Here is a 13,004-nt window from a genome sequence, read left to right as displayed (position 1 = left end):
GCCCCGCCCAGAGATTCACATCGATCCCGCCGGTCTTGACCTCCTGGGCCGCGCTGTCCTGCACCAGCGAGGTGATCACCAGGACGACGCCGTAGCTGCCGAGCAGCGCACCGACAATGGTGCGGATATCGAAAAGCATGGTGCTGACTCCTTATCCGACGATGATGTTGAGGGCGATCACCAGCACGAGGGCTATCCCGGCGAGCAGGGTCGGCCGCTGGTACCAGGGCAGCGAGTCGGCATCGGCGTCGGTGCGCATCGCCTTCGGTGTCTCGGAATACACCAGGCCGACCAGTTCGGCGGGCGGCTTCGGCCTGGTCACCAGGGTGACCGCGACGCTGACGGCGATGTCGACCACGAACGCGGCGCCCGCGGCGACGAAGCTGGCGCCCTGCCCGGACAGGTTCGTCACGCCGGTCTCGTTGAGCAGGAACACGAACACGGCGGCGAGCGTGCCACTGACCAGGCCGACCCAGCCCGCGGTCGGCGACATCCGCTTCCACAGCATGCCGAGGATGAAGGTCGCGAACAGCGGTGCGTTGAAGAAACTGAACAGGGTCTGCAGGTAGTCCATCATGTTGCTGAACCCGCCCGCGATGAACGCGGTGAAGATCGCCGCCACCGTCGCACCGACCGTGGCCAACCTGCCGACCTTCAGGTAGTACCCGTCGGGACGACCCTTACGGATGTACTGCTGCCACAGATCGAAGCTGAACACGGTGTTGAACGCCGAGACATTGGCCGCCATTCCGGCCATGAACGCCGCCAGCAGACCCGCGAGCCCGACACCGAGAAGGCCGTTCGGCAGCACCTCTTTCATCAAGAACAACAGCGCCTGGTTGTAGGTGACATCGCCCTCGAAATCGGGATTCGCGGTGACCTGCTGCTTGTACTCGATCATCTGTGGCACCAGGACCGCGCTGATCATGCCGGGGATCACCACGATCAGCGGGATGAACATCTTCGGATAGGCGCCGATGATGGGGGGTGCGCTGCGCGGCCGAGATCGAGTGAGTGGCCAAGGCACGCTGCACTTCTACGAAGTTGGTTGTCCAATACCCGAAGGAGAGAACGAATCCCAGACCGAACACGATGCCCATGATCGAGGCGAAGTTGTCGGTGAATCCGCTCATCGCGTTGCCCGGCCAGGTCTGCAACTGGTCGGCGCCACCCGGTGAGCCGGACACCTTGTCCTGCAAGCCGTCCCAGCCGCCGACACGGTGCAGGCCGACCAGGGTCAGCGGCAGTAGTGCGGCCACGATCACGAAGAACTGCAGCACCTCGTTGTAGATCGCGGCCGAGAGCCCGCCGAGGGTGACGTAGGACAGCACGATCACCGCGGCCACGACCACCGAGATCCACAGCGGCCAGCCCAGCAGCACATTCACGATGGTGCCGAGCAGATAGAGGTTCACCCCCGCGATCAGCACCTGGGCCACCGCGAAGCTCAACGCGTTCACCAGGTGCGCGCCGGTACCGAAGCGCCTGCGCATGAATTCCGGCACCGACCGCACCTTGGAGCCGTAGTAGAACGGCATCATCACCACACCGAGGAACAGCATCGCGGGCACGGCGCCGATCCAGAAGTAGTTGAAGGTGGGGAAGCCGTATTGGGCACCGTTGGCCGACATGCCCATGATCTCCACCGCGCCGAGATTGGCGGAGATGAACGCGAGACCGGTGACCCACGCGGGCAGCGAGCGCCCCGACAGGAAGAAGTCGATACTCGACGACACCCGGCGCCGGGCAATGAGGCCGATGCCGAGGACGAAGACGAAGTACAGGGCGACCAGCGCGTAGTCGACGGGGGCGGCGTCGAGCCGCAGTGTCGACGAGGCTTCTAGGGTGGCGGGCGAAAAGGCAAGCGGCACAGCGTGTCCCTCCTGACCTGGAGCCGGACGGCACACGAGCGTCGTTCACACGGCGCGGGTCGCGTCGTCCGTCGAACTGTTTCGGGTGCTTCCCACTGTGCGCGCCCGTCCTGCGCCGCACAGCGAAATCGCACAGAACAAAATGGACAACTGTTCACTCCAGTCTGCGCGCACCCGCGGCAGGCTCGACGGCGAAGACGCGGGGCGGGGCGAACCCAGTGGTAGCGAACCGGTTCATGATGTTCTCGGCCACCCGGTCGGCGTGCTCGACCAGGGCGATGATGCTGCCGCCGAAGCCACCGCCGACCATGCGCGCACCGTGTGCGCCCGCGTCGAGTGCCGCGTCGACCGCGAGATCCAGCGCGGGTGCGGAAACCTCGAAGTCCTCGCGCAGCGAGTGGTGCGAGGCCGTGAGCAGCGCACCGATCGAACGCGGGTCCGCACCGGCGCGCAGCCGGTCGACGACCGCGAGCACCCGCGCGTTCTCGGTGACCACGTGCCGCGCGCGACGCCACAGCACTCGATCCCGTAAGCGTGGCAGGTCTTCGGAGGTGGCATCGCGCAGGGCGGACAGCTTCAGCGCGGCGGCGGCGGCTTCGCACTGGGCTCTCCGCTCGGCATATCCGCCGTCTGCCAGATCGTGCGGGTGGCCGGTGTCGGCGACGATCAACGCCAGCCCGGCAGCGGCGAGATCGAACGGAATCTGCTCGGCGGCAGCCGATTCCGAGGCGGTGAAGGCGCGGATGTCGAGGAACAGGGCGTGGCCCTCGGTACACAGGATCGAGGCGGACTGGTCGAGCAGGCCCGTCGGCACTCCGGCGAAGCTGTTCTCCGCCGCCCTGGCGATCTCGACCATGCGCCGATCGGTGAGCGCGGGCGCGAACAGGTCGCGCAGCGCGATCGTCACCGCGCAGCACAGGGCCGCCGACGAGGACAGGCCCGCGCCGATCGGCACCGCACCGTCGAGTTCGAGGTCCACCCCGCTGACGCGATGACCGCCGCGGATGAATTCGTTGACGACGCCGAGCGGATAGCGGGCCCAACCGGGCAGCCGATCCCGTTGTGCCGCAAGAGCATCTACGCCCACCTCGACGACCTCACCGGGCCGCTGCGCCGAGGTGAGCCGCACCAGCCCGTCACCGCGCGGTCCGGCCGCGCAGACGACGCCGAGCGGCAGGGCGATCGGCAAGACGAACCCGTCGTTGTAGTCGGTGTGCTCGCCGATGAGGTTCACCCGGCCCGGCGCGATCCACTTCTCCACCCGTACTTCCCTTCCGCTTCCTGCGACGATGTCATCACCGAACACCGCGGCGGGCAACTGTCGAGCACCGGGTGCCGAATCGGTATGCGGCAATGCTCTCAACGCATCGACAGCAGGGCCGTGGACGTGTCATGATCGACTGAGTTGTAAAGGTTTTGAGCGTCGGCACTGCCGGCTGGGGATCGTGCTCGGACAACAACACTCGGTGCTCTCGGCCGATACTTCGAGTGATTCACCGGCCTCACATTCGAATCGACGCTCGTCGCGTGCGCAGCAAGATCGAGGGGGGCTGATGACCATCAGCGAGACACGCTACGGGAGCCTGCGACGGTGCGCGGTATCGCTCGGCGCGGCGGGGGCCGTGCTGATCGCGCCGCTGGCGGGCGGCCGGGCGCTGCCGTTTCTGCTGCTCATCGTGATCGTCGCGGGATCGCTGGCGATGATCGGGTACGGCATGTACCGCCATCGGCCCGCGCACCGGCTGCCCTGGTACCTGCTGGCCGCGTCGGTGCCGCTGTTCGCCACGGGCACCGCGATACGCGCGCTCGGACTGCACCCGAGCTGGCACCCGGTCGACGATCTGTGTACGTTGGCGGCCTCGCTGTGCCTCGGCGTGGCCGCCGTCGGCTGGTTGCAGCCGCACCGACTGCGCAATGCCCGCGACCTCTGGCTGGACTCGACGCTCATCGGGCTCAGCGCGCTGCTGGCCTCGTGGACATTCCTGATCTCGCCGATCCTGCGGCACAGCACCGGGTTCGTCGATACCGCGCCGGCCGCGAGCTATCCGCTGATCCACGCGCTGCTGGCTACCGTGCTCGCGCATTCGCTGGCGACGGTGGTCCGCTCGGAGACATCGCTGCGGTTGTTGCAGGCCGCATTGATCGCCGTACTCATCGGTGGGTTGATCGAAAGCCTCACTGCCGCAGGCACGATCGCGGTCGATCCCGAAGTCGCGCTGGTGCCGCAGCAGTGGGCGTACCTGCTGGCCGGGCTGGCCGCGGTGCAGCCGACGATGGGCGGGTTGCGCGACGCCGAGAGTGTGGGACCGCATCGATCGCGGCAGCGGGCCGGGATGATCGCGGTGGCACTGGTGGCGGCCTCTCTGGTGAGTGTGGTCGGCGCCGACCTCGGGGTGGTCGACCGCGTGGTGATCTGCGCGCTGCTCACGTTGCTGTTGGCCGGTGTCCTGGTGCGCAGCGAACGCGCCATCGCGCGCAGCACGCGCAGCGAACGCCGCGCCCAGTACCAGGCCGACCACGACCTGCTCACCGGGCTGTTCAACCGGGCCGCGCTGCTGCGCGCACCACACCGCTATCGCGATCAGTGGGCCGGAAAACCACTGTGTCTGCTGTTCATCGACCTCGACGGCTTCAAAATGGTGAACGACAGCTACGGTCACGCCGTCGGCGACGAACTCATCGCCAACGCCGCGTCCCGCATCCGCCGCACCACCGCCAGCGCCGACCTCACGGCCCGCTACGGCGGCGACGAATTCGTGGTCCTGGCACCACGCAGCCGCACCGAAGCCGCCGTGCTGGCCGAACACATCCTCGGCGCCTTCATCCGCCCCTTCGAACTGAGCTGCGGTGAAATCCCCATCACCGCCAGCATCGGCGTCGCCTGCCTGACCACCCGCCCCACCGAGACAACCATCTACGACCTGATCCGCACCGCCGACGCCGCCATGTATCACGCCAAGGAATATCGCCTCGGTCTCAGCTTCCACGACGAACTGAGAAAGCCGTCGACGCGGCGGCGCATCTCCGCCTCCCCGCGGATTCAGCGGGTGGCCCAGTAGGTCAGTCCCCCAACTCCTCCAACAGCTTCCGAGCCGCCTCCAGCTCGGCCTGCAACTGCGCGACCTTCGCCTGCTGAGCCCCCCGAGCAGCCTCCAGAATCCCGGCCACCACTTCCTCTACCTCGGGGTGCAGGATCTTCGCGGCCTGAGCGACGGCCGCACTGCTGACCGCCAACCCCTTCACACTGCGCTTCTTACCGTTGATCACATCGACAGTCCACTCACCGTCGGCGGTTCCGGTGAGGGTCACGGTCACCTCGGCCACCTTGGCCTTGCGCACCGCGGGAGCCTTCGCCGGCCGCGGCGCTGCCGGGGCGGGCTTGGGATCATCGGCTACCGGGGCGAGCGACCTCGGCGCGGGCGTAGCAGCGCTCGGCAGGGTCGACGGCTGGGTCACAGTGTTGTCCTTTCGGTTGCTCGGCGCGGGGGCACTGTCCGGGCGGGTCCGTGCGGATCCGCCCGGCGCTACGGTAGTCCCGCGGGCCGGCTTGGTCAGCGTCACCTCGCTCGGGCCGAACGAGAGCACATCTTTGGAACCGGTGGGCCGCACCTGCAGGAAGTCGCCCGCGGACGGATCGTCGAGCGCGACAACCTTGCCCGACTTCCCCTCGGCGACACCGACAGCGGCGGCGGTGAACCACACCATCGGCGGTTTGCCCTCGGCGAGCTCGCCTGCGATACGCGCGAGCTCGGCGTCGGATAGTACCGGCGGTGCTGATCGGCGGGATGCGGACTTGGTGCTCGGCGAGGACATCGTGGACTCCGGGGGTTGGTGCTACAGCGTGGTCTTCGCACCGATGATGCCGCACAGCACCGACAAGTTCTCCCCCGAGCCGCCCACACGGCCCGAAACACCCTCCTGCGCGAGGATTCCGGGCCGCGCCACTCTCAGCCGAGAGTGGCGTTGCCGCGCGTCGTCGGCCGGATGTTCTCGCGCACCGCGGCCACATCGCGATAGCCGTTGACCGCCATCAGCAGGTCCGCTTCGGCCGCGTAGCTGCGCAGCAGATGCACCAGGCCGCGCACTCCACCCAGTGCGAGCGCGTACACATACGGCCTGCCGAGCCCGACCATCGTCGCGCCGAGTCCGAGCGCCTTCACCACATCGGCGCCCGAGCGCACCCCGGAGTCGAACAGCACCGGCACCCGATCGTCACAGGCGGCCACGACCGCGGGCAAGGTCTCCAGCGCACTCAGCCCGCCGTTGGCCTGGCGCCCACCGTGATTGGAGCAGTAGATGCCGTCGGCGCCGAAGTCGATCGCCTTGCGCGCGTCCTCGGGATGGGAGATGCCCTTGAGGATCAGCGGCAGATCGGTGATCGACCGCAGCCAGCCGAGGTCATCCCAGGTCAGCGAATTGCCGAAGGTCGCGATCCAGTGCAGGACAATCAATTTGGGATCGTCGGAGCCGACCATCTGCTGGAAGACCGGGTCGCTGGTGTAGTTCTTCAGCACGTGCCCACGCAGCTGCGGGAAGTTCCCACTGGCCAGGTCGCGCGGACGCCAACCGGGCACCCAGGTGTCGAGGGTGACCGTGATCCCCGCGTACCCCGCGGCCTCGGCGCGGTGCACCAGGCTCTCGGCGAGCTCACGGTTCTTCGGCGTGTACAGCTGGAAGAACGAGGGCGTGTCGCCCGCGTGCGGGCGGACGTCCTCGAGCGGATCCTCCATCAGCGTCGAATACATCGCGGGCACACCGGTCTGCGCCGACGCCTCGGCCACCGCGATGTCACCGTGGCCCTTCTCGCCGACCAGACCGATCACCCCGACCGGTGCGAGGAACAGCGGACTGGCGAACGTGTGACCGAAGGCGGTGACGGCGAGGTCGCGCTCGGTGGCGCCGACCAGCATTCGCGGCACCAGACCCCAATCGGCGAACGCTTCGGCGTTGCGCCGCTGCGTGAGCTCGTCGCCCGCCCCGCCTGCGATATAGTTCAGCAACGAATCCGGCAGTGCCGCAGTGGCTTTGCGCTCGAGCGTCGCGTAATCCATGGGAAATTCGGGCTGGATCCCACCGAGCGCGGCCAGGTAGATCTCGTTCTGATAGTCGGCGAACTGACTCATTGCTGCACTTTCGCACGCCGACCGGGGTTCACGGACCGCAGGGTGGATGTAAGGTGCGTCATACTCGAAAATACGAGATTGTGAGTGCCCCTGCCGTGACCGTCGTCGAACACTCGGCCGCGCCCGCCGACCCGGACGCTCTACTCGCCGACCTCTTCCATTGCGATGCCATCCGTCACCTGACCCGCCTCGCGCTCGGGCTGTCCCAGGATTCGATGGATCTGCTGACCTCGGTCACCGATCGTCTGCGGGCGGCCGAGGGCGCCCTACGCGATCCGCTCACCAGCGACCTCGGCTTCGACTGAACCTCACCGTCGCCGCGCGGTGAGCACCGCCAGATCGGCGAGCCGATGCGCGCGGGCGATCTCCGCGGGGGTGAACGGTTCGTCGGGGCGTACGAAACCCCAGCGACGATCGTCACGGTCCAGTTCCAGCAGCGTGCCCTCGCCCGGTTCGCTCACCTGGGGCGTACCGGGCGCGAGATAGCGCGCGCCCAGCAGCTCGGCGACGGCCAAGGGTAATTCGTCCGGATCGCCGACGATGCGGGCGGCGATGGCCAGTGCCTTGGTCTGACCATCGATCAGCGACAGCACGGTCGCGGGCCAGACCCGCACTCCGGACCCTCCCGCGTGTTCCACGGCGGAGGTGATCGCGTGCGCGGTGACCTCGGCGGGCGCGGCGACGACGAGTTCGTCGAGAACGGCGTCCTCCAGCTGGTGCACGTGCACGGTGAGAATGTTGGCGTCGCGGTGGGCGAGATGTTTGGCCAGCGTCTCGAGCGCGCCGGGACGGTCGGCCAGGCGCACCCGGATCCGCCAGAGCGCGGGCGCGGAGTCTATGCGGTCGCGGTGCCGTAGTTCCGGGCTGTGCAGCCAGCCGCCGAGCATGCGCATCGCCGACGGCTCCACCACCCAGATCACCAGGATCGTGGTGGTGACCGTGAGCAGGGCGACGGTCAGCAGGTACGGCGGGTGCACATGGACGACCAACGCGTGCAGCGCCAGCTCCACCGGGAACACCGCCGCGAGTTTGGCCAGCGTGAGCCTGGTCCGGCCGGGATGCGGCAGTCTGCCGCATACCTCGCAGGCCAGGACCGTGACACGGGGTCGCACTGCGAATCGCCACATGGGGTCAGCGTCTCCGGCCTTCGTGTCGATCTTGGACGAGGTGCGTAACAGCGACGTGAAAGCGCGCGCCAAAGCTGTTGACCTGCACCGATTTCCGCAGTGATGTCGAGCACCCGCGCTGTTCGGGTGTGACTGCCGGCACCATTGCGTCGATAGCCGGAGGGCAACGGTTGTGACTCAGCTCACCAAAATCCATTGACAAACCCACATAAATGGGCATAAAACAACATAAATAAAGATTCACCGAGACCGGAGGAACTCCATGTACGCCGAGGAACGGCAGCAGGCGATCGCGACCCTGATCGGGCATCGCGGGCGCGTCTCCGTCGCCGAACTCGCCGACCAGTACGGGGTCACCACCGAAACCGTGCGTCGCGATCTGGCGGTGCTCGACCGACTCGGGGTGATCCGGCGGGTGCACGGGGGCGCGGTCGGTTCCGGCGCGCTCACGACCTTCGAACCGGGCACCGCCGAGCGCGACAGCACGCGCGCCGCGGAGAAGGACCGGATCGCCGAACTCGCGCAGCGGTACCTGCCGCGAGCGGGCGGCAGCGTGCTGTTCGACGCGGGCACGACGACCGTGCGGGTGGCCGCGGCCATGCCGGCCGACCTCGACCTGGTCACCGTCACCAACTCGCTGCCGGTCGCCGCGCGCCTCACCGGCTTCACGGGTGTGCGGTTGCATCTGCTCGGTGGGCGGGTTCGCGGCGTCACCCAGGCCGCCGTCGGCGCCGAGACCTTGCGACTGCTCGGCGAATTGCGGGTCGACGTCGCGTTTCTGGGCACCAACGCGCTGACCGTGCGACACGGGCTGTCCACCCCCGATCCGGAGGAAGCCGCCGTGAAACGCGCGATGATCGCCGCCGCCGACCGGGTCGTCGTGGTCGCCGACGCGAGCAAGATCGGGCGCGAGGACTTCGTGCGCTTCGGCCGTGCCGCCGAGGTCGACGTCCTGGTCACCGATACCGACATCCCGGCCACCGCACACGCGGAACTGGTCGCCGAAGGAATCGAGGTGGTGCTCGCATGATCGTCACGCTGACCGCGAACCCGAGTGTCGACCGCACGATCACCCTCACCGAGCCGTTGCGGCGCGGGCAGGTGCATCGCGCGGCGAGTGTCACGTCGCACCCCGGCGGCAAGGGAGTCAATGTCGCACGGGTGGTGTCCGGGGGTGGGGCGGCGGTCACGGCGGTGCTACCGGGGGGCGACGACGACCCCGTGGTGCACGGATTACGCACGGCGGGAATCGAATTCCGCGCGGTGCAGGTGACCGGTGGGCCGAGGGTGAATCTGACCATCGCCGAATCCGACGGCACCACGACCAAGATCAACGAGCCCGGCCGTCCCTTGACTGCGCGCGATCTGGCCGAGCTCACGGCGCTGCTCGTGGAGGTGGCCACGGGAGCCGAGTGGATCGTGCTGTCCGGATCACTACCGCCGGGCGTGCCCGTCGACTGGTACGCGCAGCTCGTCGCGACGTTGTCCACACCGTGCCTGTCGCCGAACAGAACGCGTGGCCCCCGCGTCGCCGTCGATACCTCCGATGCTCCGCTGCTCGCCCTGTTCGCCGAATCAGTCGGCGCCACACCGGATCTCATCAAACCCAACTCGGAAGAGCTGGCTCAGCTCACCGGTCTCGACGCCGTCGACCTCGAAAACCCCACGGCCGCGGCCGAAGCCGCCGTGAAACTGATCGACCGTGGCGTCGGCGCGGTGCTGGCAACCCTGGGCGCGGCGGGCGCCGTCCTGGTCACCGCCGAGGACGCGTGGTTCGCCGCCGCCCCGCCGATCGTCGCGCGCAGCACTGTCGGCGCGGGCGACTCGGCCCTGGCCGGCTACCTGCTCGCCGACCTCGCGGGCGAACCCCCCGCCGACCGCCTGCGCACCGCCGTCGCCTACGGCAGTGCCGCCACCGCGCTCCCCGGCACCGGACTACCCGGCCCCGCTGACATCGTCCTCGAAGCCGTCACCGCGCACCCACTCACCGCCGACCGACCATCGGCCCCGGCATGAACGTCCCCACGATCGGCGCCCGGCGCCTTCGCCCATCGCCACACTCGAACCGCTGCGACTTGCGCGTTCGTCCGCCGCTGATCCGAGATCCGGCCGCAGACGGCGAACACCACCGCCACACATCCATCACCCAGCGCTACCCCACCGGCCGACGCCGATAACCGCGCCGATCGACACCGCTGGACCCGACAAGCTCCTGCTCCACCCCCACTCCGGAAAGACACGACGATGGCCGATTCGATCATCACCCCAGACCTGATCGCGCTCGACGCCGATCTCGGCGCCGACAAGAGCACCGTGATCACCGCGCTCGCGGACAAGCTCGCCGCCACGGGCCGCGCGACCGACGTCGCCGCGGTGGCCGAAGCCGCCCTCGCCAGGGAGTCGCAATCGGCCACCGGGCTACCCGGCGGCATCGCGATCCCGCACTGCCGATCGGCCGCCGTCACCACCGCCTCGCTGGTTTTCGCCCGACTCGCACCCGCCGTCGATTTCGGCGCTCCCGACGGGCCCGCCGATCTGGTCTTCCTGATCGCCGCTCCGGAAGGCGCGGGCGCGGAGCACATGAAATTGTTGTCGTCGCTGGCTCGCGCACTGGTCCGGCCTGCCTTCGTCGCCGACCTACGCGCCGCCGCGACACCGGCAGACGTGGTCGCCCTGGTCGACGGCGTCATCAATCCCCCACCGGCCGCGACCACACCTTCCCCCGGTGGCACAGCGGCGACGGGATCGGCTGGTGCGGCCGGGTCCGGTTCGCCCGCCGACGGCGGAACTGGGACCTCCTCCGCTGCGGGCGAGAGGGACGCGACTCCCGTCTCCGAGTCATCGGCCATCGGAGTCGGCGCGGCGGCAGCCGGTACCGCCGCAGTGGGCGTGGCTGGTTCCGGCGCGACAACCGATGGCGCGACGACGGCCCCCACCGGACACCCGGGCGACAACCCAGCATCAACTGGAGGCGATGCACCGGCCGTCGGCACGGCGAAGTCCGGTGCGCCGAAGAGGATCGTCGCGGTCACCGCCTGCCCGACCGGCATCGCCCACACCTACATGGCCGCTGACGCCCTGGTCGCCGCGGGCGAACGCGCCGGCGTCGACGTGGCGGTGGAAACCCAGGGCTCGAGCGGGGGCGACACGCTCGACCCGGCCACGATCGCCGACGCCGACGCCGTCATCTTCGCCACCGATGTCGGGGTGAAGGACCGAAGCCGGTTCGCGGGCAAGCCGGTGGTCGAGTCCGGCGTCAAACGCGCCATCAACGAGCCCGACACGATGATCGCGGAGGCCGTCGCGGCGAGTACCACCGCGAGTGCCGCCACCGTCGGCGGTACCGCGCCCGCGCCCTCGCAGGCGGCGGCCAAGGGCATCGGCTGGGGCACCCGCCTGCGCCAGATCCTGCTCACCGGCGTCAGTTACATGATCCCGTTCGTCGCCGCGGGTGGTCTGCTGATCGCCCTGAGCTTCCTGCTCGGCGGCTACGAGATCTCCGACAGCGCGAAGACGATCGTGCTCGACAACTCGATCACCGACCTGCCCGACGGCGGTCTGGCCACCTATGTCGGCGCCGTGCTCTTCCAGATCGGCTCGCTCGCCTTCAGCTTCCTGGTCCCGGCGCTGGCCGGGTACATCGCCTTCGCGATCGCCGACCGTCCCGGCCTGGCGCCGGGTTTCACCGCGGGCGCGATCGCGGTCTTCGTCGGCGCGGGATTCCTCGGCGGCCTGGTCGGCGGTCTGGTGGCCGGATTCGCGGCGCTGTGGGTGAGCAAGCTGTCGGTGCCCACGTGGGCGCGCGGGCTCATGCCGGTGGTGGTCATCCCGCTGCTGGCGTCGGCGATCGTCGGCATCTTGATGTTCGTCCTGCTCGGCAAGCCCCTGGCCGCCGTGACCAACGGGCTCACCGACTGGCTCAACGGCCTGTCCGGCACCTCCGCCATCGCGCTCGGCGTCATCCTGGGCGTGATGATGTGCTTCGACCTGGGTGGTCCGGTCAACAAGGCCGCCTACTCGTTCGCCGCCGCCGGACTCTCGGTCACCGATACCGCGACCCTGCGGATCATGGCCGCGGTGATGGCCGCGGGCATGGTGCCGCCGCTGGCGATGGCCTTGTCGACCGTGCTGCGCCCGCGCCTCTACACCGAGGCCGAACGCGAGAACGGCAAGGCGGCCTGGCTGCTCGGCGCCTCGTTCATCTCCGAGGGCGCGATCCCGTTCGCCGCCGCCGACCCGCTGCGGGTGCTGCCGTCGATGATGGTCGGCGGCGCGGTGACCGGCGGACTGATCATGGCCACCGACGTCACCTCGAGCGCACCGCACGGCGGCATCTTCGTGTTCTTCGCGATCGGGCACCTCGGCTGGTTCCTGGTGTCGCTGGTCGCCGGCACGCTCGTCGCCGCGGCCTGCGTCACCCTCGCCAAGGAACTCACCGGTAAGCAGTCCGTCGCCCCCGTTCTCACCACCGCGTAATCCATTCGCACACAAGGAGATATCCCATGGCAAGCACCACCGTCACCGTCGGCTCCTCGGTCGGCCTGCACGCCCGCCCCGCGGCCCTCATCGCCGAAGCGGTCGGCGCGGCAGGCGTTCCCGTCACCATCGCGGTCACGGGCGGCGACCCGGTAGACGCGGGCTCCGCGCTGATGATCATGACCCTCGGCGCGGGCCAGGGCGCCGAGGTGGTGATCACCAGCGACGATCAGCCGACTCTGGACAAGATCGCCGAGCTCGTCGCCAGCGACCTCGACGCCTGAACCGACCCGGAGAAACGGAAAAGGCCCGGAACCAGTGGTTCCGGGCCTTTTCTTTGTAGCGGGGACAGGATTTGAACCTGCGACCTCTGGGTTATGAGCCCAGCGAGCTACCGAGCTGCTCCA

Annotated in this window: 10 protein-coding genes and 1 pseudogene; 6 read left to right on the top strand and 5 right to left on the bottom strand. The window is 68.8% G+C overall.

Annotated elements, in window-relative coordinates:
• Positions 1-151: 151 nt before the first annotated feature.
• A pseudogene (locus ACFWF3_RS07210) lies at positions 152-1,871 on the bottom strand (sodium:solute symporter family protein).
• Positions 1,872-2,025: 154 nt separating this feature from the next.
• Positions 2,026-3,132: a galactokinase gene (gene galK, locus ACFWF3_RS07205; protein WP_379312866.1), complete on the bottom strand. Its 1,107-nt coding sequence runs from the start codon at positions 3,130-3,132 to the stop codon at positions 2,026-2,028.
• Positions 3,133-3,424: 292 nt separating this feature from the next.
• On the opposite strand from galK, the gene ACFWF3_RS07200 reads away from it, so the two are divergent.
• Complete coding sequence (locus ACFWF3_RS07200; RefSeq protein ID WP_379312865.1) at positions 3,425-4,930, top strand: diguanylate cyclase; 1,506 nt, start codon at positions 3,425-3,427, stop codon at positions 4,928-4,930.
• A gap of 1 nt (position 4,931) precedes the next feature.
• Here the strand turns inward: ACFWF3_RS07200 and ACFWF3_RS07195 are convergent, their stop codons facing one another.
• Together ACFWF3_RS07195 and ACFWF3_RS07190 are read right to left on the bottom strand one after the other, a co-directional pair.
• Positions 4,932-5,684 carry a DUF6319 family protein gene (locus ACFWF3_RS07195; protein WP_378991358.1) on the bottom strand — a complete coding sequence of 251 codons (753 nt, stop codon included), beginning with the start codon at positions 5,682-5,684 and terminating at the stop codon, positions 4,932-4,934.
• Between the two features lie 134 nt (positions 5,685-5,818).
• Complete coding sequence (locus tag ACFWF3_RS07190) at positions 5,819-6,994, bottom strand: alpha-hydroxy-acid oxidizing protein (RefSeq protein WP_379312863.1); 1,176 nt, start codon at positions 6,992-6,994, stop codon at positions 5,819-5,821.
• An 80-nt stretch (positions 6,995-7,074) separates the two neighbouring features.
• Between ACFWF3_RS07190 and ACFWF3_RS07185 the strand changes: the two genes are divergently transcribed.
• A complete protein-coding gene (locus tag ACFWF3_RS07185; RefSeq protein ID WP_378632882.1) occupies positions 7,075-7,299 on the top strand; it encodes a hypothetical protein in 225 nt (74 codons plus the stop codon).
• 3 nt (positions 7,300-7,302) lie between these two features.
• Here the strand turns inward: ACFWF3_RS07185 and ACFWF3_RS07180 are convergent, their stop codons facing one another.
• The gene (locus ACFWF3_RS07180) at positions 7,303-8,121 is read right to left on the bottom strand and encodes an amino acid-binding protein (RefSeq protein WP_379312861.1); all 819 of its coding nucleotides are present in this window, start codon (positions 8,119-8,121) and stop codon (positions 7,303-7,305) included.
• A 262-nt stretch (positions 8,122-8,383) separates the two neighbouring features.
• On the opposite strand from ACFWF3_RS07180, the gene ACFWF3_RS07175 reads away from it, so the two are divergent.
• The 4 genes from ACFWF3_RS07175 to ACFWF3_RS07160 all read left to right on the top strand — a co-directional run bounded on the left by ACFWF3_RS07175 (position 8,384) and on the right by ACFWF3_RS07160 (position 12,881).
• Positions 8,384-9,151, top strand: coding sequence for a DeoR/GlpR family DNA-binding transcription regulator (locus ACFWF3_RS07175; protein ID WP_379312860.1), 768 nt, complete (start codon positions 8,384-8,386; stop codon positions 9,149-9,151).
• The gene (locus tag ACFWF3_RS07170; protein WP_379312859.1) at positions 9,148-10,137 is read left to right on the top strand and encodes a 1-phosphofructokinase family hexose kinase; all 990 of its coding nucleotides are present in this window, start codon (positions 9,148-9,150) and stop codon (positions 10,135-10,137) included. Before ACFWF3_RS07175 ends, ACFWF3_RS07170 begins: the two co-directional genes overlap by 4 nt.
• Positions 10,138-10,365: 228 nt before the next feature.
• Positions 10,366-12,597 carry a fructose-specific PTS transporter subunit EIIC gene (locus ACFWF3_RS07165; RefSeq protein WP_379312858.1) on the top strand — a complete coding sequence of 744 codons (2,232 nt, stop codon included), beginning with the start codon at positions 10,366-10,368 and terminating at the stop codon, positions 12,595-12,597.
• 26 nt (positions 12,598-12,623) lie between these two features.
• Positions 12,624-12,881, top strand: a complete 258-nt coding sequence (locus ACFWF3_RS07160) for an HPr family phosphocarrier protein (protein ID WP_101466146.1) — start codon at positions 12,624-12,626, stop codon at positions 12,879-12,881.
• Positions 12,882-13,004: the final 123 nt, after the last annotated feature.

The sequence above is a fragment of the Nocardia sp. NPDC060220 genome (genome assembly GCF_042727815.1).
GTDB lineage: Bacteria > Actinomycetota > Actinomycetes > Mycobacteriales > Mycobacteriaceae > Nocardia.
Note: the sequence above shows the minus strand (reverse complement) of the source record. Positions and strands in the feature narration are given on the sequence as shown.